22 protein-coding genes are annotated in these 21136 nt (G+C 69.1%); 21 read left to right on the top strand and 1 reads right to left on the bottom strand.

Annotated features, from left to right (window positions below):
- The first annotated feature begins 188 nt into the window (after positions 1 to 188).
- The 19 genes from rho to OG607_RS14015 all read left to right on the top strand — a co-directional run bounded on the left by rho (position 189) and on the right by OG607_RS14015 (position 19048).
- A complete protein-coding gene (rho, locus tag OG607_RS14105) occupies positions 189 to 2264 on the top strand; it encodes a transcription termination factor Rho (RefSeq protein WP_405723138.1) in 2076 nt (691 codons plus the stop codon).
- Positions 2265 to 2605: 341 nt separating this feature from the next.
- Complete coding sequence (locus OG607_RS14100; protein WP_405723136.1) at positions 2606 to 3667, top strand: LCP family protein; 1062 nt, start codon at positions 2606 to 2608, stop codon at positions 3665 to 3667.
- A gap of 149 nt (positions 3668 to 3816) precedes the next feature.
- The gene (gene rpmE, locus OG607_RS14095; RefSeq protein ID WP_329312123.1) at positions 3817 to 4035 is read left to right on the top strand and encodes a 50S ribosomal protein L31; all 219 of its coding nucleotides are present in this window, start codon (positions 3817 to 3819) and stop codon (positions 4033 to 4035) included.
- Between the two features lie 117 nt (positions 4036 to 4152).
- On the top strand, positions 4153 to 5232 hold the full coding sequence (prfA, locus tag OG607_RS14090) for a peptide chain release factor 1 (protein ID WP_405723134.1): 1080 nt from the start codon (positions 4153 to 4155) through the stop codon (positions 5230 to 5232).
- 50 nt (positions 5233 to 5282) lie between these two features.
- The gene (prmC, locus tag OG607_RS14085; protein WP_405723132.1) at positions 5283 to 6128 is read left to right on the top strand and encodes a peptide chain release factor N(5)-glutamine methyltransferase; all 846 of its coding nucleotides are present in this window, start codon (positions 5283 to 5285) and stop codon (positions 6126 to 6128) included.
- Positions 6129 to 6406: 278 nt separating this feature from the next.
- The gene (locus OG607_RS14080) at positions 6407 to 7054 is read left to right on the top strand and encodes an L-threonylcarbamoyladenylate synthase (RefSeq protein WP_405723130.1); all 648 of its coding nucleotides are present in this window, start codon (positions 6407 to 6409) and stop codon (positions 7052 to 7054) included.
- Positions 7051 to 7677, top strand: coding sequence for a protein-tyrosine-phosphatase (locus OG607_RS14075; RefSeq protein WP_405723128.1), 627 nt, complete (start codon positions 7051 to 7053; stop codon positions 7675 to 7677). The genes OG607_RS14080 and OG607_RS14075 overlap by 4 nt, the downstream gene beginning before the upstream one ends.
- Positions 7678 to 7775: 98 nt before the next feature.
- Positions 7776 to 9044, top strand: coding sequence for a serine hydroxymethyltransferase (gene glyA / locus OG607_RS14070; RefSeq protein WP_405736755.1), 1269 nt, complete (start codon positions 7776 to 7778; stop codon positions 9042 to 9044).
- 181 nt (positions 9045 to 9225) lie between these two features.
- Complete coding sequence (locus OG607_RS14065; RefSeq protein ID WP_405723126.1) at positions 9226 to 10536, top strand: MraY family glycosyltransferase; 1311 nt, start codon at positions 9226 to 9228, stop codon at positions 10534 to 10536.
- Positions 10537 to 10772: 236 nt separating this feature from the next.
- Positions 10773 to 11186 (top strand): hypothetical protein, encoded by a 414-nt coding sequence (locus tag OG607_RS14060; RefSeq protein WP_405723124.1) that lies wholly within the window; start codon positions 10773 to 10775, stop codon positions 11184 to 11186.
- Positions 11187 to 11405: 219 nt separating this feature from the next.
- On the top strand, positions 11406 to 12224 hold the full coding sequence (atpB, locus tag OG607_RS14055) for a F0F1 ATP synthase subunit A (protein ID WP_405723123.1): 819 nt from the start codon (positions 11406 to 11408) through the stop codon (positions 12222 to 12224).
- Positions 12225 to 12305: 81 nt separating this feature from the next.
- Positions 12306 to 12533 carry an ATP synthase F0 subunit C gene (atpE, locus tag OG607_RS14050; RefSeq protein ID WP_405723121.1) on the top strand — a complete coding sequence of 76 codons (228 nt, stop codon included), beginning with the start codon at positions 12306 to 12308 and terminating at the stop codon, positions 12531 to 12533.
- A 58-nt stretch (positions 12534 to 12591) separates the two neighbouring features.
- Positions 12592 to 13119, top strand: coding sequence for a F0F1 ATP synthase subunit B (locus tag OG607_RS14045; RefSeq protein ID WP_405723119.1), 528 nt, complete (start codon positions 12592 to 12594; stop codon positions 13117 to 13119).
- Positions 13116 to 13931 carry a F0F1 ATP synthase subunit delta gene (locus OG607_RS14040; protein WP_405723117.1) on the top strand — a complete coding sequence of 272 codons (816 nt, stop codon included), beginning with the start codon at positions 13116 to 13118 and terminating at the stop codon, positions 13929 to 13931. The genes OG607_RS14045 and OG607_RS14040 overlap by 4 nt, the downstream gene beginning before the upstream one ends.
- A 107-nt stretch (positions 13932 to 14038) precedes the next feature.
- Positions 14039 to 15610: a F0F1 ATP synthase subunit alpha gene (gene atpA, locus OG607_RS14035; protein WP_405723115.1), complete on the top strand. Its 1572-nt coding sequence runs from the start codon at positions 14039 to 14041 to the stop codon at positions 15608 to 15610.
- Positions 15611 to 15612: 2 nt separating this feature from the next.
- Complete coding sequence (locus tag OG607_RS14030; RefSeq protein ID WP_405723113.1) at positions 15613 to 16527, top strand: F0F1 ATP synthase subunit gamma; 915 nt, start codon at positions 15613 to 15615, stop codon at positions 16525 to 16527.
- A gap of 5 nt (positions 16528 to 16532) precedes the next feature.
- Positions 16533 to 17975 carry a F0F1 ATP synthase subunit beta gene (gene atpD, locus OG607_RS14025; protein WP_405723111.1) on the top strand — a complete coding sequence of 481 codons (1443 nt, stop codon included), beginning with the start codon at positions 16533 to 16535 and terminating at the stop codon, positions 17973 to 17975.
- Positions 17976 to 18104: 129 nt separating this feature from the next.
- A complete protein-coding gene (locus tag OG607_RS14020; RefSeq protein WP_405736753.1) occupies positions 18105 to 18482 on the top strand; it encodes a F0F1 ATP synthase subunit epsilon in 378 nt (125 codons plus the stop codon).
- A gap of 119 nt (positions 18483 to 18601) precedes the next feature.
- On the top strand, positions 18602 to 19048 hold the full coding sequence (locus OG607_RS14015; protein ID WP_405723109.1) for a DUF2550 domain-containing protein: 447 nt from the start codon (positions 18602 to 18604) through the stop codon (positions 19046 to 19048).
- A 21-nt stretch (positions 19049 to 19069) separates the two neighbouring features.
- Here OG607_RS14015 and OG607_RS14010 read toward each other — a convergent pair whose 3' ends face one another.
- Positions 19070 to 19642, bottom strand: coding sequence for a cob(I)yrinic acid a,c-diamide adenosyltransferase (locus OG607_RS14010; RefSeq protein WP_405723107.1), 573 nt, complete (start codon positions 19640 to 19642; stop codon positions 19070 to 19072).
- Between the two features lie 189 nt (positions 19643 to 19831).
- On the opposite strand from OG607_RS14010, the gene OG607_RS14005 reads away from it, so the two are divergent.
- Both OG607_RS14005 and OG607_RS14000 read left to right on the top strand, forming a co-directional pair.
- On the top strand, positions 19832 to 20680 hold the full coding sequence (locus tag OG607_RS14005) for a 3-hydroxyacyl-CoA dehydrogenase family protein (protein ID WP_405723106.1): 849 nt from the start codon (positions 19832 to 19834) through the stop codon (positions 20678 to 20680).
- Positions 20681 to 20805: 125 nt separating this feature from the next.
- Positions 20806 to 21126 (top strand): STAS domain-containing protein, encoded by a 321-nt coding sequence (locus OG607_RS14000; RefSeq protein WP_405723104.1) that lies wholly within the window; start codon positions 20806 to 20808, stop codon positions 21124 to 21126.
- Positions 21127 to 21136 lie beyond the last annotated feature (10 nt).

Here is a 21136-nt window from a genome sequence, read left to right as displayed (position 1 = left end):
GCTCCGGAGTCGGCGCGAGCGACACCCCACATGAGTGATCACTCCGCCGGAACCCGTGTATTCATTTCTGCCGCCGTCAGGCGGACAACCGCCCCGGATCAAGCCAAGGGACATCAAGGCCGGATCCGGACAGCACAACCGGTCGCCGAGCCAGACAGGCCGACGTCCGCTCCAGGGAAGGACCCTTCGTGAGCGACACCACCGATCTGATGGGCGCGCGTACGGACGCCGCGCCCGCGTCGGACGCCAGCGCGCCCGCCACCGGTGCTGCTGCCCCCAAGCGACGCCGCGCCGGCACCGGCCTTGAGGGCATGGTTTTGGCCGAGTTGCAGCAGCTTGCTTCCGGACTCGGGATCAAGGGCACCGCGCGGCTCCGCAAGAGCCAGCTGATCGACACCATCAAGGCCGCGCAGTCCGGCGGCTCCGCCGCACCGGCGGCCAAGGCCGCCGCTGCCGCCGCCACGGCGACGGCCACGGCTCCGGCTGCCGGGGAGGCTGCCGAGAAGCCCAAGCGCCGTGCCACTTCGCGGGCCCGCACGCTCGGCACGCCCGAGGCGGAGGTCAAGGCCGAGGCCAAGGCCGTCGCGCCCGAGCAGCCGAAGCAGATCGAGATCCCCGAGCAGCCGAAGACCGCGGAGAAGGCTGTCGCGAAGGCCGCCGAGAAGGCGGAGAAGCCCGCCGAGGCCGCGCCCGCCGCCGTCGCGGCTGTGGACAGCGCCGAGGGCAAGCAGACCCAGGCGCAGGGTGACGACGACCGTCAGGGCCGCCGGGACCGCCAGCGCGGTGACCGTCAGGACCGCGAGGGCCGCCGGGACCGCCAGGACCGCCAGCGCGACCGCCGCAACAAGGGCGAGGACGGCGGCGGCCAGCAGCAGCGCGTCGACCGCCAGCAGGGCCAGGGCCAGGGCCAGCAGCAGGGCGGCCAGAGCCAGAGCCAGGGTCAGCAGACCCAGCAGCAGCAGCCCCAGGGTCAGCAGGGCGGCCCGCAGGACGACTACGACGAGGACGGCGGCGGCCGCCGCCGTCGCGGCCGCTACCGCGACCGCCGCGGCCGGGGCACCCAGGGTGGCCAGGGCGGCAACCGCCGCGAGGAGCAGTTCGGCAACGAGCCGCAGGTCAACGACGACGACGTCCTGATCCCCGTCGCGGGCATCCTGGACATCCTCGACAACTACGCGTTCATCCGGACCTCCGGCTACCTGCCCGGCCCGAACGACGTGTACGTCTCCCTCGCCCAGGTCCGCAAGAACGGCCTGCGCAAGGGCGACCACATCACCGGCGCCGTCCGGCAGCCCAAGGACGGCGAGCGCCGCGAGAAGTTCAACGCGCTGGTCCGCCTGGACTCCGCCAACGGCATGGCAGCCGACTCGGGCCGCGGCCGTCCGGAGTTCAACAAGCTCACCCCGCTGTACCCGCAGGACCGCCTGCGCCTGGAGAACGAGCCCAACCAGCTCATCCCCAGGGTCATCGACCTGGTCGCCCCCATCGGCAAGGGCCAGCGCGGTCTGATCGTCGCGCCGCCCCGCACCGGTAAGACGATCATCATGCAGGCGATCGCCAACGCGATCACGCACAACAACCCCGAGTGCCACCTGATGGTCGTCCTGGTCGACGAGCGTCCGGAAGAGGTCACCGACATGCAGCGGTCGGTCAAGGGCGAGGTCATCTCCTCGACCTTCGACCGCCCGGCCGAGGACCACACCACCGTCGCCGAGCTCGCCATCGAGCGCGCCAAGCGTCTGGTGGAGCTGGGCCACGACGTCGTCGTCCTGCTGGACTCCATCACCCGTCTGGGCCGCGCGTACAACCTCGCCGCCCCCGCCTCCGGCCGCATCCTGTCCGGTGGTGTCGACTCGACCGCGCTGTACCCCCCGAAGCGCTTCTTCGGTGCCGCGCGCAACATCGAGGACGGCGGCTCGCTGACCATCCTGGCCACCGCTCTGGTCGAGACCGGCTCGCGCATGGACGAGGTGATCTTCGAGGAGTTCAAGGGCACCGGCAACATGGAGCTCCGCCTCGACCGCAAGCTCGCCGACAAGCGGATCTTCCCGGCCGTGGACGTCGACGCGTCCGCGACCCGTAAGGAGGAGATCCTGCTGGCCCCGGAGGAGCTGGGCATCATCTGGAAGCTGCGCCGGGTGCTTCACGCGCTCGACTCGCAGCAGGCCATCGAGCTGCTGCTCGACAAGATGAAGCAGACGAAGTCGAACGCCGAGTTCCTGATGCAGATCGCCAAGACGACCCCCGGTGTGAACAACGACTGACGGGTTCGTACGGGAAGGGCCACTCCGCTGATGCGGGGTGGCCCTTTTCGCATATTTCATACGCATTCATGCGCATCAGGAACCACAGCTGTCCGCCGAACGTCTGACAAGCAGGACAAGTAGTGCTTGATCACCACATCTGGGGGTACCCGCTCAGCTAGGCCCTGTCCGGGCGATCAGGGCCGGATAGGCCGCGGCGTCTGGCGCGGTGCATCGCAAGGCGCCGGAATGCCCGCAGACTGGTTCGTCTGTGGGCTTTTCGGCAACGCCGCGAGGTGCCGTGTCAGGCGTCGAGGGCCCGGCCCTGATCGCCCGGACAGGGCCTGACGACAGAGGAGCCCATGACGCAGCCGAATGAGCATGCCGCCCCCCGCCGCAAGGCGCTGCGCGTGGCCGCCTGGACAGCCGCCGTGGCCGTTCTGCTGGCCCTCACCGGAACCGGGTACATCTACGTCAAGCTCAACGGGAACATCAAGGGCGTAGACATCAACGGCGCGCTCGGCACCGACCGCCCCACCAACTTCGACAACGGCTCCATGGACATCCTCGTCCTCGGCTCCGACTCCCGATCCGGCGCCAACAAGAAGGCCGGCGGAGGCGACGACGACGGCACGGCCCGCTCGGACACCGCGATGATCGTGCACATCTACAAGGGCCACAAGAAGGCAACCGTCGTCAGCATCCCCCGCGACACCCTCGTCGCCCGGCCCTCCTGCGCCGGTAAGGCTGCCGCCAAGAGCGTCATGTTCAACACCGCGTACGCCGTCGGCGGGCCTGCCTGCGCCGTCAAGACCGTCGAATCGATGACCGGCATCCGTATGGACCACTACGTCGAGGTCGACTTCACCGGCTTCGAGCACCTCATCGACGCCCTCGGCGGCGTGAAGGTCACCACCGCCCAGGACATCGACGACGACGACAGCCACCTCCACCTCAAGGCCGGCACCCACACCCTCACCGGCAAGCAGGCCCTCGGCCTGGTCCGTACCCGCCACGGCGTCGGCGACGGCAGCGACCTCGGCCGGATAAAGCTCCAGCAGGCCTTCGTCAAGGCGCTCATCGACCGCATCGACAGCCTCGGCCTGCTCACCAGCCCCGCCAAGCTCTTCAAGGTCGGCGACACCGCCACCGGCGCCATCACCACCGACTCCGACCTCGCCTCGGTGGGCGACCTCGTCGGCCTCGCCCAGAGCGTCGAGGGACTGTCGTCCAAGCGCGTCAGCATGGTGACGATGCCGGTCACCTACGACCCGGCCGACCACAACCGGGTCGTGCCGCTCAAGGCGAAGGCGAAGCAGGTCTGGGCGGCGCTGCTCGCGGACAAGCCGATCCCCAAGAACGCGACATCCGGCTCCGCCGGAGACAGCGGTGACACCGCCGGTGTGGTGAGGAGCGCCTCGTGAGGGCCCGTCCCGGACCCGGGGAATAGCCGGAGGCAGCCTCTCGTTTTGGGAGATACGGCCGGTCCTGGCAGACTGGTACGTCGGCCCCGGTTCACGTGACGCAAACCCGCCTCACGACCCGGGACCCTCCCGAAAACTAGGAGCATCCCTTGAAGCGCGAAATCCACCCGGAGTACGTGGAGACCCAGGTCACCTGCACCTGTGGCGCCTCGTTCACCACCCACAGCACCGAGAAGAGCGGCGTGATTCGCGCCGACGTCTGCTCCGCGTGCCACCCGTTCTACACGGGCAAGCAGAAGATCATGGACACGGGCGGCCGTGTGGCCCGCTTCGAGGCCCGCTTCGGCAAGGGCGCCGCGAAGAAGTAGCGACCTACAAGCGCCGGTTCTCGGCGGCCCCGGTTCATGCCGGGCCGCCGGACCGGCGCTTTGTCGTCCCGGCCCTTCCACCCTTCAGCCTTCAGCAGCAGTAAGCAGGGATTCCAGATGTTCGAGGCGGTCGAGGAACTCATCGGCGAACATGCCGACCTCGAAAAGCGGCTTGCCGACCCGGCGGTCCACGCGGACCAGGCCAACGCGCGCAAGCTCAACAAGCGCTACGCCGAGCTGACCCCCATCGTCGGTACGTACCGGTCGTGGCGGCAGATGGGCGAGGACATCGACACGGCCCGCGAGTTCGCGGCCGACGACCCCGACTTCGTCGCCGAGGCGAAGGAGCTGGAGAAGCAGCGCGAGGAGCTCACCGAGAAGCTGCGGCTGCTGCTCGTCCCGCGCGACCCCAGCGACGACAAGGACGTGATCCTCGAGGTCAAGGCGGGGGAGGGCGGCGAGGAGTCCGCGCTGTTCGCGGGCGACCTGCTGCGCATGTACCTGCGCTACGCCGAGCGGGCCGGCTGGAAGACCGAGATCATCGAGGCCAACGAGTCCGACCTCGGCGGCTACAAGGACGTCCAGGTCGCCGTGAAGACCAAGGGCGGCAACGGTGCCACCGAGCCCGGCCAGGGCGTCTGGGCCCGCCTGAAGTACGAGGGCGGGGTGCACCGCGTCCAGCGCGTGCCCGCCACCGAGTCGCAGGGCCGCATCCACACCTCCGCCGCCGGCGTGCTGGTCACCCCCGAGGCCGACGAGGTCGAGGTCGAGATCGGCCCGAACGACCTGCGCATCGACGTCTACCGCTCCTCCGGCCCCGGCGGCCAGTCGGTCAACACCACCGACTCCGCCGTGCGCATCACGCACCTGCCCTCCGGCCTGGTCGTCTCCTGCCAGAACGAGAAGAGCCAGCTCCAGAACAAGGAGTCGGCCATGCGCATCCTGCGCTCCCGGCTGCTGGCCGCCGCCCAGGAGGAGGCCGAGCGCGAGGCCTCCGACGCCCGCCGCAGCCAGGTCCGGACCGTGGACCGCTCCGAGCGCATCCGTACGTACAACTATCCCGAGAACCGCATCTCGGACCACCGGGTCGGCTTCAAGGCGTACAACTTGGACCAGGTCCTCGACGGGGACCTCGACGCCGTCATCCAGGCGTGCGTCGACGCCGACTCGGCTGCGAAGCTGGCCGCTGCCCAGTAAGACATTCAGCCCGTCCAGCGGTTGAGGACATGGCTCAGGAGAGGACGAACGTGAACCTGCTGCTCGCCGAAGTCGCGCAAGCGACTCAGCGGCTGGCCGACGCCGGCGTGCCATCCCCGCGTTTCGACGCGGAGGAACTGGCCGCGTACGTGCACGGGGTCAAGCGCGGTGAGCTGCACTCCGTCCCCAACGTCGACTTCGACGCCCGCTACTGGGAGGCCGTGGCCCGCCGCGAGGCCCGGGAGCCGCTCCAGCACATCACCGGCCGCGCCTTCTTCCGCTACCTGGAGCTGCAGGTCGGCCCCGGTGTCTTCGTGCCGCGGCCCGAGACCGAGAGCGTGGTCGGGTGGGCGATAGACGCCGTGCGCGCCATGGACGTCGCCGAACCGCTGATCGTCGACCTGTGCACCGGCTCCGGCGCGATCGCGCTGGCGCTGGCCCAGGAAGTGCCGCGCAGCCGCGTCCACGCGGTCGAGCTGTCCGAGGAAGCGCTGGTCTGGGCCCGCAAGAACACCCAGGGCAGCAAGGTCGACCTCCGGCACGGCGACGCCCTCACCGCCTTCCCCGACCTCAACGGCCAGGTCGACCTGGTCGTCTCCAACCCCCCGTACATTCCCCTCACCGAGTGGGAGTACGTCGCCCCCGAAGCCCGCGACCACGACCCCGAACTCGCCCTCTTCTCCGGCGAGGACGGCCTCGACACCATCCGCGGCATCGAGCGCACCGCCCACCGCCTGCTCCGCCCCGGTGGCGTCGTCGTCATCGAACACGCCGACACCCAGGGCGGCCAGGTCCCCTGGATCTTCAAGGAGGACGCGGGCTGGGCCGACGCCGCGGACCATCCTGACCTGAACAAACGGCCCAGGTTCACGACCGCACGGAAGGCGACGCCATGATCATTCCGGCCGCCCACCGTTTTGAATGCTGGGGGTCCGGGGGTTATCCCCCGGGAGATTGCAGTAAGGAGGACGCGGGCTGGGCCGACGCCGCGGACCATCCTGACCTGAACAAACGGCCCAGGTTCACGACCGCACGGAAGGCGACGCCATGATGTCGCCGGCCCGCCCCGGGCTCGAATGCCGGGGGTACGGGGGTTGCCCCCCGGAAGACTGCAGGACCACAGCCCGTAAGGCGACGCCGTGACGACGGCGCACCCGTTCATGGAGGTCAGCTAATGGCACGGCGTTACGACTGCTCGGATGCGACCGACCGCGCGGCCGGACTGCGCGAAGCCGCCTCTGCCGTACGCCGCGGCGAGCTCGTCGTGCTGCCCACCGACACCCTCTACGGCATCGGCGCCGACGCCTTCAACAGCGAGGCCGTCGGTGACCTGCTGGAGGCCAAGGGGCGCGGCCGCAACATGCCCTCGCCGGTGCTCGTCGGTTCCCCGAACACCCTGCACGGGCTGGTCACCGACTTCTCGGAGCAGGCCTGGGAGCTCGTCGACGCCTTCTGGCCGGGCGCGCTCACGCTGGTCGCCCGGCACCAGCCGTCGCTGCAGTGGGACCTCGGCGACACCCGTGGCACCGTCGCCATCCGGATGCCGCTGCACCCGGTCGCCATCGAGCTGCTGACCGAGACCGGCCCGATGGCCGTCTCCAGTGCGAACCTCACCGGCCACGCGTCTCCGCAGGACTGCGACGCGGCCCAGGAGATGCTCGGTGACTCCGTCGCCATCTACCTCGACGGCGGGCCCACGCCAGCCGCCGTGCCGTCGTCGATCGTCGACGTCACCGGCAAGGTGCCGGTGCTGCTGCGGGCGGGTGCGATCAGCGCCGACCAGCTCCGGGAGGTCGTGCCCGACCTGGAGGTCAGCAGTTGATACCTGGCCTGCCGGGCCAGAGCGATGACGTATTCCGCATCCTCCATGTCTGCACCGGCAACGTCTGCCGCTCGCCGATCGCCGAGCGGCTGACTCGTCATGAGCTCACCCGGCGGCTCGGCGACGCCGCTGCCGGGATCCTCGTGGAGAGCGCCGGCACATGGGGCCACGAGGGCGCCCCCATGGAGGCGCACGCCGCGACCGTCCTCGCCGAGTACGCGGCCGATCCCGTCGGCTTCACCGGGCGCGAGCTCCTCGACGAGCACGTCATCAACGCCGACCTGGTCCTCACCGCCACCCGCGACCACCGCGCCCAGGTCATCTCCATGGGCCACGCGGCGGGCCTGCGCACCTTCACCCTGAAGGAATTCACCCGCCTCGTCCGCGCGATAGACCCGGCCACCCTCCCCGACGACGGCGGCGTCACCGAGCGCGCCCGCTCCCTCGTCCGCGCCGCCGCCGCGCTCCGCGGCTGGCTGCTCGCCCCCACGGCCGACGCCGACGAGGTCTACGACCCGTACGGCGCGCCGCTCACGTTCTTCCGCTCGATCGGCGAGGAGATCCACACGGCCCTGGACCCGGTCGTCACGGCCCTCACCGGCGTCCCGGCCCCCACCGCATAAACGGTTCACCGCTGCGCCCCGCCGAAGCGGGCGCGCGGGCCGCATCGGTGCCACAGTGGTGGGGGAGATTCCCCGTCACCCCGGAGCGCCGAGCCATGATGCCGACCAGGGAAACCGAAGCGCACACCGCCTGGGCCGCCGGCACCGGCATGGCGCAGCTCAGAGCGCAGGATCCGGAGCTGGCCGACGTGATCCTCGGCGAGGTGCAGCGGCAGAGCAACTGCCTGCAGCTCATCGCGGGCGAGAACTTCACGTCCCCCGCCGTGCTGGCCGCCCTCGGCTCACCGCTCGCGAACAAGTACGCCGAGGGCTACCCGGGCGCCCGCCACCACGCCGGCTGCGAGCTCGTCGACCTGGCCGAGCGGCTCGCCATTGAGCGGGCCACACGCCTCTTCGGAGCCGCGCACGCGAATCTTCAGCCGTACTCCGGTTCCTCGGCCGTCCTGGCGGCCTACGCGGCCCTTCTCGTGCCCGGTGACACGGTCCTGGCGATGGCGCTGGCCCACGGCGGGCACCTCACGCACGGCTCGGAGTCGAATTTCTCCGGCCGGTGGTTCCACATCGTCGGATACGGGGTGTCGCGCGAGACCGACCTGATCGACTACGACGCCGTCCGCAGGCTCGCCCACGAGCACCGCCCGAAAGCGATCGTGTGCGGCTCGATCGCGTACCCCCGGCACATCGACTACGCCGTCTTCCGCGAGATCGCCGACGACGTCGGCGCGTACCTCATCGTCGACGCCGCCCACACCCTCGGCCTGGTGGCCGGCGGGGCGGCGCCGAACCCGGTGCCGTACGCGGACGTGGTGTGCGCGACGACGCACAAGACGCTGCGCGGGCCGCGCGGGGGGCTGATCCTGTGCGGGGCGGACCTCGCGCAGCGCATCGACCGCGCGGTGTTCCCGTTCTCGCAGGGCGGCCCGCACATGCATGCCATCGCGGCCAAGGCGGCGGCCCTCGGGGAGGCGGCGAGCCCCGATTTCGCGGCGTATGCGCACCAGGTGACCTCGAATGCCGCCACGCTGGCGGACGCGCTGGCCGCGCAGGGCATGCGGATCTCGACCGGCGGTACGGACACCCACCTGATCACCGCGGACGTGTCCCCGCTCGGCGCGACCGGCGCGCAGGCGAGGGGCCGCTGCGCGGCGTCGGGCATCGTGCTCGACAAGTACGCCCTTCCGTACGACACGCAGCCGTGCTCGGCCGGCTCCGGCATCCGCCTGGGCACGGCGGCGGTGACCACACAGGGCATGGGCGCGGGGGAGATGCCGCAGGTCGCGGAGCTGATCGCGCGGGCGGTACGGGAGGAGCGCGGCATCGCCCAGCGGGTGGCGGAGCTGGTCGAGGGATTCCCGCCGTACCCGTAGACATCCGTAAACATCCGTGGACAACGGCAGAAATCCGCAGGTCGTACAACCATGGGCACCCACCGGACGTCCAAACCTTTGCGGGCACAGCCCGCTGGGATAGGGTGCACGGTCTCGGACCGGAGGCCACTAGGGTGTGTCGCTGTGAGGATCTGCCCAACCCTGCAGCTGGAGGTACGGCGTGCGTGAGTACCTCCTGACCCTTTGCGTGGCCGCCGCCGTCACCTACCTGCTGACCGGACCGGTGCGGAAGTTCGCCATCGCGGCCGGCGCCATGCCGGAGATCCGCGAGCGCGACGTCCACCGCGAACCCACCCCCCGCCTCGGCGGTATCGCCATGTTCGGCGGCCTGTGCGCGGGACTGCTGGTGGCGTCGCATCTGGAGAACCTGCGGAGCGTCTTCGAGCTGTCCAACGAGCCGCGCGCGCTGCTGTCCGGCGCCGGGCTGATCTGGCTGCTCGGCGTACTGGACGACAAGTGGGGCGTGGACGCGCTGATCAAGCTCGGCGTGCAGATGGTCGCCGCCGGCGTGATGGTCTTTCAGGGCCTGACGATCCTCTACCTGCCGGTGCCCGGCGTCGGCACGGTCTCGCTGTCCCAGGCGCAGAGCACGCTGCTCACCGTCGCGCTGGTGGTGATCACCATCAACGCCGTCAACTTCGTTGACGGGCTGGACGGTCTGGCCTCCGGCATGGTCTGCATCGCGGCCATCGCGTTCTTCATGTACGCCTACCGCATGTGGTACGGCTACGGCATCGACCAGGCCGCCCCGGCCACCCTCTTCAGCGCCGTTCTCATCGGCATGTGCCTGGGCTTCCTGCCGCACAACATCCACCCCGCCCGGATCTTCATGGGTGACTCCGGCTCGATGCTGATCGGCCTGGTCCTGGCCTCGGCCGCGATCTCCATCACCGGCCAGGTCGACCCCGACGCCATCACCGACGTCACCGGATCGGCCCGGGCCACCACGCACTTCATGGTGCCGGTCTACATGCCGCTGCTGCTCCCGCTGAGCATCATCGCGATCCCGGCCGCCGACCTGGTGCTGGCGATCGTGCGCCGTACGTGGAACGGCCAGTCGCCCTTCTCCGCCGACCGCGGCCACCTGCACCACCGGCTGCTCGACATCGGCCACTCGCACAGCCGGGCCGTGCTCATCATGTACTTCTGGGCCGCCCTGATCTCCTTCGGCGCGGTCGCCTTCTCGGTCAACTCCTCCAGCCTGTGGATCGTCCTGGCCGTCATCGCGCTGAGCGCCGCCGGCCTGGTCGCCCTTCTCTTCCCCCGCTTCCGCCCCCGCGCCCCGCGCTGGGCCGAGTCCTTCGTGCCGCCCCGCTACCGCCGTGCCAGCCGTGAGGCGCAGGCCGCCGCGATCGCCCTGGTCGAGTCGGGCCAGGCACCGGGCGTCAACGGTGCGACCGCCGTCGGCGAGCGGGCGCTGCTGCCGGGGCGGGCGGCCGCGGATCGTCAACCGGCCGAGAGCCGGCGCTGACACTCTCATTAGCCCGCTCAGGTGAGCGGAGTACTCCTCTAGTGTGACGACTTGCACACGAACTGAGTAAAGACCTCATCAAATAGTTTGTGATACCGTTCACGAGAACCCGGAAACAAGCCGAAAGACCCAGTGCGACGGTCTTCCGGCGTGAGGCGCGCCCTCCGCCCCGGGCTACGCTCGTCCTTAAGACGACTGAACGTTTTCCCCAACACCTCGCCGGAGGAGCTGCCGCCATGCAGTCCAACGACGTCCGAATGCTCCTGCATTGCGCCGTACCCACAGCCGTAACGGGTGTGGTCGCGGCCGCTGTCAGTGCTGCCCTCGCGGGCGGCAAGGGTGTGCTCGGCGCTGCTTTCGGCGTGGTGATCGTGGTCGCGTTCATGGCGATCGGCCTGGTGGTTCTCCAGCGGACCGCCCGCCAGTTCCCGCATCTGTTCCAGGCCATGGGTCTGATGCTCTACACGACCCAGATCCTGCTGATCGCTGTCTTCCTCGCCGTCTTCAAGCACACCACGCTGTTCAACACGAAGGCCTTCGCGTTCACGCTGCTCGCCTCGACCCTCGTGTGGATCGCGGCGCAGGCCCGTGCTCATATGAAGGCGAAGATCCTGTATGTGGAGCCGGATTCGTCCAGGTCTCCGTCGTGAAGCCCGGGGCCGGTGTGAGCGGGCCTTCGCTCGTTTGCTATCGTCCCGTCTCAACTGCGGCAGAGCTGGCGCGGGCGGTAGTCATGCCTGCGCGGCCCCCCGGCCCAGCGCCCAGCCGCCGCCCCCATATCTGCAAGACCAGTCCAGTGCCGTTCCGTGGCTGCATGCCGCGCCGACACATCGAGGTTGCCGTACCTATGCGCCACGCTGAAGGAGCTCATGGTGAGTGATGTAACGACGCTCGCCCTTGAGACGAACTGTCACATCTTCGACGGGTGCGGCTTCCCGGGCCCCGGCCTGCACTCCTTCCTGTTCAAGCCGATCTTCGGAGACGCGGACAGCAACTTCTACTTCAACAAGACGATGCTGCTGGCCCTGCTCGGCACGCTCGTCATCGTCGGCTTCTTCTGGGCCGCGTTCGCGAAGCCGAAGGTCGTCCCGGGCAAGCTGCAGATGGTCGCCGAGGCGGGGTACGACTTCGTACGCCGCGGGATCGTCTACGAGACGCTGGGCAAGAAGGAGGGCGAGAAGTACGTCCCCCTGATGGTCTCGCTGTTCTTCTTCGTCTGGATGATGAACCTCTGGTCGATCATCCCGCTCGCCCAGTTCCCGGTGACGGCGATCATCAGCTACCCGGCCGCGCTCGCCGCGATCGTCTACGTCCTCTGGATGAGCCTGACGTTCAGGAAGCACGGCTTCGTGGGCGGCCTCAAGAACATCACCGGCTACGACAAGTCGCTTGGCGGGATCCTGCCGCTCGTGGTGCTGATCGAGTTCTTCTCGAACGTCCTCGTCCGCCCGTTCACGCACGCGGTCCGGCTCTTCGCCAACATGTTCGCGGGCCACACCCTCCTGCTGCTGTTCACCATCGCCAGCTGGTACCTGCTGAACGGCATCGGCATCGCCTACGCCGGCGTCTCGTTCGTGATGGTCATCGTCATGACCGCCTTCGAACTCTTCATCCAGGCCGTCCAGGCGTATGTCTTCGTCCTCCTGGCCTGCAGCTTCGTACAGGGTGCTCTCGCCGAGCACCACTGAGCACCCTCACCCAGACCCACAGACCCACAGACGCCCGGTGGCCAACCCCCACCGGTCCTTGAAAGAGAAGGAAGAACCGGCATGTCTCAGACCCTTGCCGCCGTCACCGGCTCCATCAGCTCCGTCGGTTACGGCCTCGCGGCCATCGGCCCCGGCGTCGGCGTCGGCATCATCTTCGGTAACGGCACCCAGGCGCTCGCCCGCCAGCCCGAAGCTGCCGGCCTGATCCGCGCCAACCAGATTCTGGGCTTCGCCTTCTGTGAGGCGCTCGCCCTCATCGGTCTGGTCATGCCGTTCGTCTACAGCTGACGAACAACGACGACCAGCCCCATAGACGAAAGGCACTGATGTGAACCCTCTGGTACAGATGGCGGCCGAGGAGGCGGAAAACCCCCTCATCCCGCCGATCCCAGAGCTCGTCATCGGCCTGATCGCCTTCGTTATCGTCTTCGGCTTCCTTGCCAAGAAGCTTCTCCCGAACATCAACAAGGTTCTGGAAGAGCGCCGCGAGGCCATCGAAGGCGGTATCGAGAAGGCCGAGGCCGTCCAGGCCGAGGCTGAGCGGACCCTTGCCGAGTACAAGGAACAGCTCTCCCAGGCCCGCCACGAGGCGAACCGTCTCCGTCAGGAGGCGCAGGAGCAGGGCGCCGCGCTCATCGCCGAGATGCGTGCGGAGGGCCAGCGCCAGCGCGAGGACATCGTCGCGGCCGGCCACGCCCAGATCGAGGCCGACCGCAAGGCCGCCGCGCAGTCGCTGCGTCAGGACGTGGGCCAGCTGGCCACCGACCTGGCGGGCAAGCTGGTCGGCGAGTCGCTGGACGACGTCGCCCGGCAGAGCCGTGTGATCGACCGTTTCCTCGATGAGCTTGAGGAGAAGGCCGAGGCGGCTCGATGAACGGCGCGAGCCGCGAGGCACTGGCCGCCGCGCGCGAGCGGCTGGACGCGCTGACGGACAACACGTCCGTCGACGCGGAGCAGCTCGCCGACGAGCTGGCCGCCGTCACGGGGCTGCTCGACCGCGAGGGTTCGCTGCGCCGCGCCCTGACCGACCCGGCGAAGTCCGGCGAGGCCAAGGCCGGCCTGGCCGCGCAGGTGCTGCGCGGCCAGATCGGCGGCGAGGCACTCGACCTGGTGTCGGGCACGGTCCGGTCCCGCTGGTCGCGCTCGCGTGACCTGGCGGACGCGCTGGAGGAGCTGTCCTACGGCGCGGACCTGATCGCGGCGCAGCGCGGCAACGCGCTGGACGAGGTCGAGGACGAGCTGTTCCGGTTCGGCCGGATCGTCACCGGCAGCAGTGAGCTGCGGGCGGCGCTGTCCGACAAGGCCGCGTCGCACGGGGCCAAGGCCTCTCTGCTGAGCGAGCTGCTGGGCGGCCGGGCCAACCCGGTCACCGAGCGGATCGTGGTCCGCCTGGTGACCAACCCGCGAGGCCGTAGCCTGGAGACAGGGATCGACGCCCTGTCCAGGCTGGCCGCGGCGCGCCGTAACCGGATGGTCGCGGTAGTGGTCTCGGCGGTTCCGCTGAGCGACCAGCAGAAGCAGCGCCTCGGCGCCTCGCTTGCCAAGCTGTACGGCCGGCAGGTGCACCTGAACCTCGACGTGGACCCGACCGTCCTCGGCGGGATCACCGTTCGGGTGGGCGACGAGGTCATCAACGGGACCATCCAGGACCGTCTCGACGAGGCGGCCCGGCGGATGGCCGGCTGAGCAGCCACCAACTCAAGCAGCCTCGTTTTTACATAGAGCACAGCCGCGGCCCGAGTTGGGCCGTAAGAAGAAGACTTCGGGCCCAACAAGGAGAGCAGGGAACCCAGATGGCGGAGCTTACGATCCGGCCGGAGGAGATCCGGGACGCGCTGGAGAACTTTGTCCAGTCGTACAAGCCGGACGCCGCCTCGCGCGAGGAGGTCGGCACGGTCAGCGAGGCCGGAGACGGCATCGCGAAGGTCGAGGGCCTTCCCTCGGCGATGGCGAACGAGCTGCTGAGGTTCGAGGACGGCACCCTCGGTCTCGCCCTCAACCTCGAAGAGCGCGAGATCGGTGCGATCGTCCTCGGCGAGTTCAACGGCATCGAAGAGGGCCAGTCGGTCACCCGTACCGGCGAGGTGCTGTCCGTCGCCGTCGGTGAGGGCTACCTCGGCCGTGTGGTCGACCCCCTCGGCACCCCGATCGACGGTCTCGGCGAGATCGAGACCGACGGCCGCCGCGCGCTGGAGCTCCAGGCTCCCGGCGTCATGGCCCGTAAGTCGGTGCACGAGCCGATGCAGACCGGCCTCAAGGCCGTCGACGCGATGACCCCGATCGGCCGTGGCCAGCGTCAGCTGATCATCGGCGACCGCCAGACCGGCAAGACCGCGCTGGCCGTCGACACGATCATCAACCAGCGCGACAACTGGCGTTCCGGCGACCCGAAGAAGCAGGTCCGCTGCATCTACGTCGCCATCGGCCAGAAGGGCTCCACCATCGCGTCCGTGCGTGGCGCCCTGGAGGAGGCCGGCGCCCTGGAGTACACGACGATCGTCGCGGCTCCGGCGTCCGACCCGGCCGGCTTCAAGTACCTCGCCCCGTACACCGGTTCGGCCATCGGCCAGCACTGGATGTACCAGGGCAAGCACGTCCTGATCGTCTTCGACGACCTGAGCAAGCAGGCCGACGCCTACCGCGCCGTGTCCCTGCTGCTGCGCCGCCCGCCGGGCCGTGAGGCCTACCCGGGTGACGTCTTCTACCTGCACTCCCGCCTCCTGGAGCGCTGCGCGAAGCTCTCCGACGAGCTGGGCGCGGGCTCGATGACCGGTCTGCCGATCGTCGAGACCAAGGCCAACGACGTCTCGGCGTTCATCCCGACCAACGTCATCTCCATCACCGACGGCCAGTGCTTCCTGGAGTCCGACCTGTTCAACGCGGGCCAGCGCCCGGCGCTGAACGTCGGTATCTCGGTCTCGCGTGTCGGTGGCTCCGCCCAGATCAAGGCCATGAAGGGCGTCTCCGGCCGCCTGCGCGTGGACCTCGCCCAGTACCGCGAGCTGGAGGCCTTCGCCGCCTTCGGTTCCGACCTGGACGCGGCCTCCAAGGCCCAGCTGGAGCGCGGCAAGCGCATGGTCGAGCTGCTCAAGCAGGGCCAGTACGCGCCGTTCGCCATCGAGGACCAGGTCGTCTCGATCTGGGCCGGCACCACCGGCAAGCTCGACGACGTACCGGTCGTGGACATCCGCCGCTTCGAGCGCGAGCTGCTGGACTACCTGCACCGCGAGCAGAAGGGCCTGCTCACCGCCATCGTCGAGACCGGCAAGCTGCCGGACGAGACGGTCGACGCCCTCACCGAGGCCGTCGCGGAGTTCAAGAAGCAGTTCGAGACCTCGGACGGCAAGCTGCTGGGTGAGGGCTGAGCATGGGCAGCCAGCTGCGGGTATACAAGCGCCGCATCAAGTCCATCTCCGCCACGAAGAAGATCACCAAGGCGATGGAAATGATCGCCGCCTCGCGCATCGTCAAGGCGCAGCGTCAGGTGCAGGCGTCGACCCCGTACGCCAACGAGCTCACCCGCGCGGTGACCGCGGTGGCCACCGGGTCCAACACCAAGCACCCGCTCACCACCGAGGCCGAGAACCCGACCCGCGCCGCGGTCCTGCTCATCACGAGCGACCGCGGCCTGGCCGGCGGCTACTCCTCCAACGCCATCAAGGCCGCGGACCTGCTCATCGGGCGCCTGCGCTCGGAGGGCAAGGAGGTCGATTCGTACATCATCGGCCGCAAGGGTGTCGCCTACTACAACTTCCGCGAGCGCACGGTCGTGGAGTCGTGGACCGGGTTCACCGACAAGCCGTCCTACTCGGACGCCAAGAAGGTGGCGGGCCCGCTGATCGAGGCGGTCCAGAAGGACACGGCCGAGGGCGGCGTGGACGAGCTGCACATCGTCTTCACGGAGTTCGTGTCGATGATGACGCAGGCGCCGGTCGCCAACCGGCTGCTGCCGCTGTCGCTCGACAAGGCCGTTGAGGAGTCGAAGGCGAAGGACGAGATCCTTCCGCTCTACGACTTCGAGCCGTCGGCGGAAGGCGTCCTCGACGCCCTGCTGCCGCGCTACGTCGAGAGCCGCATCTACAACGCACTGCTGCAGGCCGCCGCTTCCGAGCACGCCGCCCGCCGCCGTGCGATGAAGTCGGCGACCGACAACGCCGGGGACCTCGTCAAGAGCCTGTCCCGGCTTGCCAACGCGGCCCGCCAGGCCGAAATCACCCAGGAAATCAGCGAGATCGTCGGTGGCGCCAGCGCCCTGGCCGACGCGACCGCGGGGAGTGACTGACCACAATGACCACGACTGTTGAAACCGCTACGGCCGCCGGCCGCGTCGCGCGCATCATCGGCCCGGTCGTCGACGTGGAATTCCCCGTCGACGCGATGCCGGAGATCTACAACGCCCTCCACGTCCAGGTCGCCGACCCGGCCGAGGACGGCAAGCTCAAGACGCTGACCCTCGAAGTCGCCCAGCACCTGGGTGACGGCGTGGTCCGCACCATCTCCATGCAGCCCACCGACGGCCTGGTCCGCCAGGCCCCGGTGACCGACACGGGCGCGGGCATCTCCGTCCCGGTCGGTGACATCACCAAGGGCAAGGTGTTCAACACCCTCGGTCAGATCCTGAACGAGCCGGAGGCCGAGTCGCAGGTCACCGAGCGCTGGCCGATCCACCGCAAGGCCCCGGCCTTCGACCAGCTCGAGTCCAAGACCGAGATGTTCGAGACCGGCCTGAAGGTCGTCGACCTGCTGACCCCGTACGTCAAGGGCGGCAAGATCGGTCTGTTCGGTGGTGCGGGCGTCGGCAAGACCGTCCTCATCCAGGAAATGATCATGCGTGTGGCCAAGCTGCACGAGGGCGTTTCCGTGTTCGCCGGTGTCGGCGAGCGCACCCGTGAGGGCAACGACCTGATCGCGGAAATGGAGGAGTCCGGCGTTCTCGACAAGACCGCGCTGGTCTTCGGCCAGATGGACGAGCCCCCGGGCACCCGTCTCCGCGTCGCGCTGGCCGGTCTGACCATGGCGGAGTACTTCCGCGATGTGCAGAAGCAGGACGTGCTGTTCTTCATCGACAACATCTTCCGCTTCACCCAGGCCGGTTCCGAGGTCTCCACGCTGCTCGGCCGCATGCCGTCCGCGGTGGGCTACCAGCCCAACCTCGCGGACGAGATGGGCCAGCTCCAGGAGCGCATCACCTCGACCCGTGGTCACTCGATCACCTCGATGCAGGCGATCTACGTCCCCGCGGACGACCTGACCGACCCGGCCCCGGCCACCACCTTCGCCCACCTCGACGCGACGACGGTCCTTTCCCGTCCGATCTCCGAGAAGGGCATCTACCCGGCCGTGGACCCGCTGGACTCCACGTCCCGGATCCTGGACCCGCGCTACATCGCGCAGGACCACTACGACTGCGCCATGCGCGTCAAGGGCATCCTGCAGAAGTACAAGGACCTCCAGGACATCATCGCGATCCTCGGTATGGACGAGCTGGGCGAGGAAGACAAGCTCACCGTCTTCCGTGCCCGCCGCATCGAGCGCTTCCTGTCGCAGAACACCCACGCGGCGAAGCAGTTCACCGGTGTCGACGGCTCGGACGTCTCCCTCGAGGAGTCCATCCACGCGTTCAACGCCATCGCCGACGGGAAGTACGACCACTTCCCCGAGCAGGCGTTCTTCATGTGCGGTGGCATCGAGGACCTGGAGCGCAACGCGAAGGAACTGGGCGTCGGCTGAGCCGGCGCGGGCGGGGGCGGGCTGTGGCCCGCCCCCGCCGCCCAAGGGGCCGGATCGTTTTGCACTCCGGCCCACCCCTATCATTGATTCAGCGCCCGCCATACGCGGTGGGTGCCGACCCGAGGAGCCATCTTGGCTGAGCTGCACGTCGAGCTGGTCGCCGCGGACCGCAGTGTCTGGTCCGGCGAGGCCACCCTGGTCGTCGCACGCACCGAGTCGGGCGACATCGGCGTCATGCCGGGCCACCAGCCGCTGCTCGGTGTGCTGCAGTCCGGCCCGGTGACCATCCGTACGAGTGACGGCGGCACCGTGGTCGCCGCTGTGCACGGCGGTTTCATCTCCTTCGCCGACAACAAGCTGTCGGTGCTGGCGGAGATCGCCGAGCTCGCCGACGAGATCGATGTCGCGCGTGCGGAGCGGGCGCTGGAGCGCGCCAAATCCGACGCCGACGCCGCCAGTGAGCGCCGGGCCGAGGTACGCCTCCTGGCCGTCACGGGCGCACACTGACACAAGACCCGGCCGAAGCCGCGGGAAGCCTTTGGAGGCCTCCCGCGGCTGCGGCACATCCGGCACAGCCGGAAGTTTCCATCCGTAACGCAGAACGTTGAGCGAGGAGGTCGGTAAGCGTGATCCTCGCTTTTCAGGTGTGCGGAGCGATTGTGGCTGCGGCGCTGCTGGGACTGTTTGTCTTCGGGCTTCGCCGGCGGCTGATCCAGCGTTCCGGCGGCACCTTCGACTGCAGCCTCCGGCTGGCCGACGTCAAGGAAGAGCTGCCGTCCGGCAAGGGCTGGATCTACGGCGTCGCCCGCTACAGCGGCGACAGCATCGAGTGGTTCCGCGTCTTCTCCTACGCCCCCCGACCCCGCCGGTCCCTGCAGCGCTCCGCGATCGAGGTCCTGCACCGCCGCGAGCCCCAGGGCGAGGAAGAGCTGGCCCTGCTGTCGGACTCCGTCGTCCTGGTCTGCGAGCACCGCGGCCTGCGGCTCGAGCTCGCGATGAGCGACGATGCCCTGACCGGCTTCCTGGCGTGGCTCGAAGCGGCGCCCCCCGGCCAGCGCGTCAACGTCGCGTGAGCGCTGTCGCGTAATCGCTGCTCAGCGGTTCTCGCCGGGCACCCACAGCACGTCGCCGACCTCCTTGTTCGCGATCCGCGCCAGGATGAACAGCAGGTCGGACAGCCGGTTCAGATAGGTCGCCGTCAGCGCGTTCATCGTCTCGCCGTGCTCCTCCAGCGCCGCCCACGTGGACCGCTCCGCCCGGCGCACCACCGTGCAGGCGGAGTGCAGCAGGGCCGCGCCCGGGGTGCCACCCGGGAGGATGAAACTGCGGAGCTTCTCCAGCTCCTCCAGGAAGCGGTCGCAGTCTGCTTCGAGTTTGTCGACGTAACCCTGCTCGACCCGCAGCGGCGGATATTTCGGATCCGGGACGACCGGGGTGGCCAGGTCGGCGCCGACGTCGAAGAGGTCGTTCTGGACGCGGGTGAGGACGGCGCCGACCTCGGGCGGCAGGCCGCCGAGCGCGATGGCCACGCCGATGGCTGCGTTGGCCTCGTTGGCGTCGGCGTAGGCGGCGATCCGCGAGTCGGTCTTGGCGGTGCGGCTCATGTCACCGAGGGCGGTGGTGCCGTCGTCGCCGGTACGGGTGTAGATGCGCGTCAGGTTGACCATGACCAAGAGCCTAGGGCCTGTCCGGGGGATCTCCGTGGGGAAGGAGCGGGGTCTGGCGCGGGGTCGGGATCCTCAACTGTGCGACGAAGGACACACCGTGACCCGGCTCTCTTAGTGCTGCGCTCGACTGTGAACCAACGTTAAGGTCCCCGCAACAAGCGTCTCAGCGTCGAGAAGAGGGTGTGGGCCGTGGCGAAGAAGCTCGCCGTCATCGGAGCCGGTCTGATGGGCTCCGGCATCGCACAGGTATCGGCCCAGGCGGGTTATGACGTGGTCCTGCGCGATGTCACGGACGAGGCGCTGGCGCGCGGTCTGGGCGGGATCGCGGCGTCCTACGAGAAGTTCGTCGCGAAGGGGAGGCTGACGGCGGCCGACGCCGAGGCGGCGCTCGCCAGGATCGCGACGACGACGGACCTGGACGCGGTGGGGGAGGCGGACATCGTCGTCGAGGCGGTGTTCGAGAAGATCGAGGTCAAGCAGGAGATCTTCCGGGCGCTGGACAAGATCGCCAAGCAGGACGCGGTGCTCGCCTCCAACACCTCCGCGATCCCGATCACCAAGATCGCGGCTGTGACGGAGCGTCCGGAGCGGGTGGTCGGCACGCACTTCTTCTCGCCCGTCCCGATGATGCAGTTGTGCGAGCTCGTACGCGGCTACAAGACCAGCGACGAGACCCTGGCCCGCGCCAAGGCCTTCGCCGAGGAGATCGGCAAGACGACGATCACCGTCAACCGGGACGTGGCGGGCTTTGTCACCACCCGGCTGATCTCGGCGCTGGTCGTCGAGGCGGCGAAGCTCTACGAGTCCGGGGTCGCCACCGCCGAGGACATCGACATCGCCTGCAAGCTGGGCTTCGGCCACGCGATGGGGCCGCTGGCCACCACCGACCTCACCGGCGTCGACATCCTGGTGCACGCGACCGGCAACATCTACACCGAGACGCAGGACGAGAAGTTCGCGCCGCCGGAGATCATGCGGCGCATGGTCGACGCGGGGGCGCTGGGCCGGAAGACCGGCGAGGGCTTCTACACGTACTAACGGTATTCACTCGGAGGAGTGAATTGGGTATCGGTTCGCTCACAGACGGCAACCTCTCCCTACGACGGACCGTCAGTTACGTAGTACTACGGCACACTTCCACCGGACAGGAGAGCGGAGCGGATATGCACATCAAGGGCGACCACGCCGAGCTGGTCGTCGGGGGCCGCCTCGACGTCCGCAGCGCGGCGGACGCCCGTACGGTCCTGCACGACGCCGTCGACTCCGGTCACGGCGACCTCGTGCTCGACCTGACCGAGCTGGACTCGTGGGACGCCACGGGACTCGGAGTCATCATGGGGGCGCACCGCAGGGCCGGCCGGGCCGACCGGCGGCTCGTACTGCGCGGCGTACCGCCGCAGATGCAGCGGCTGCTGGTCGCCACACGGCTGCACCGCATTCTGTTCATCGAGGGGGGCATCGTGGTGGGATCGGCACAAGGCTGAGCAAGGCAGG

Origin of the sequence: Streptomyces sp. NBC_01537 (genome assembly GCF_045040445.1) — a bacterium.
Classification (GTDB): domain Bacteria; phylum Actinomycetota; class Actinomycetes; order Streptomycetales; family Streptomycetaceae; genus Actinacidiphila.
This window is presented reverse-complemented; position numbering and strand designations above follow the sequence as displayed.

Excerpts from the sequence above, each read along its gene's own strand:
- atpA (WP_405723115.1), top strand. The coding sequence starts at position 14,039 with ATGGCGGAGCTTACGATCCGGCCGGAGGAGATCCGGGACGCGCTGGAG.
- OG607_RS14000 (WP_405723104.1), top strand. The coding sequence starts at position 20,806 with ATGCACATCAAGGGCGACCACGCCGAGCTGGTCGTCGGGGGCCGCCTC.
- OG607_RS14060 (WP_405723124.1), top strand. The coding sequence starts at position 10,773 with ATGCAGTCCAACGACGTCCGAATGCTCCTGCATTGCGCCGTACCCACA.
- atpD (WP_405723111.1), top strand. The coding sequence starts at position 16,533 with ATGACCACGACTGTTGAAACCGCTACGGCCGCCGGCCGCGTCGCGCGC.
- atpE (WP_405723121.1), top strand. The coding sequence starts at position 12,306 with ATGTCTCAGACCCTTGCCGCCGTCACCGGCTCCATCAGCTCCGTCGGT.
- OG607_RS14080 (WP_405723130.1), top strand. The coding sequence starts at position 6,407 with ATGGCACGGCGTTACGACTGCTCGGATGCGACCGACCGCGCGGCCGGA.
- glyA (WP_405736755.1), top strand. The coding sequence starts at position 7,776 with ATGCCGACCAGGGAAACCGAAGCGCACACCGCCTGGGCCGCCGGCACC.
- OG607_RS14040 (WP_405723117.1), top strand. The coding sequence starts at position 13,116 with ATGAACGGCGCGAGCCGCGAGGCACTGGCCGCCGCGCGCGAGCGGCTG.
- OG607_RS14030 (WP_405723113.1), top strand. The coding sequence starts at position 15,613 with ATGGGCAGCCAGCTGCGGGTATACAAGCGCCGCATCAAGTCCATCTCC.
- prfA (WP_405723134.1), top strand. The coding sequence starts at position 4,153 with ATGTTCGAGGCGGTCGAGGAACTCATCGGCGAACATGCCGACCTCGAA.
- OG607_RS14100 (WP_405723136.1), top strand. The coding sequence starts at position 2,606 with ATGACGCAGCCGAATGAGCATGCCGCCCCCCGCCGCAAGGCGCTGCGC.
- OG607_RS14010 (WP_405723107.1), bottom strand. The coding sequence starts at position 19,642 with ATGGTCAACCTGACGCGCATCTACACCCGTACCGGCGACGACGGCACC.
- atpB (WP_405723123.1), top strand. The coding sequence starts at position 11,406 with ATGGTGAGTGATGTAACGACGCTCGCCCTTGAGACGAACTGTCACATC.
- OG607_RS14045 (WP_405723119.1), top strand. The coding sequence starts at position 12,592 with ATGGCGGCCGAGGAGGCGGAAAACCCCCTCATCCCGCCGATCCCAGAG.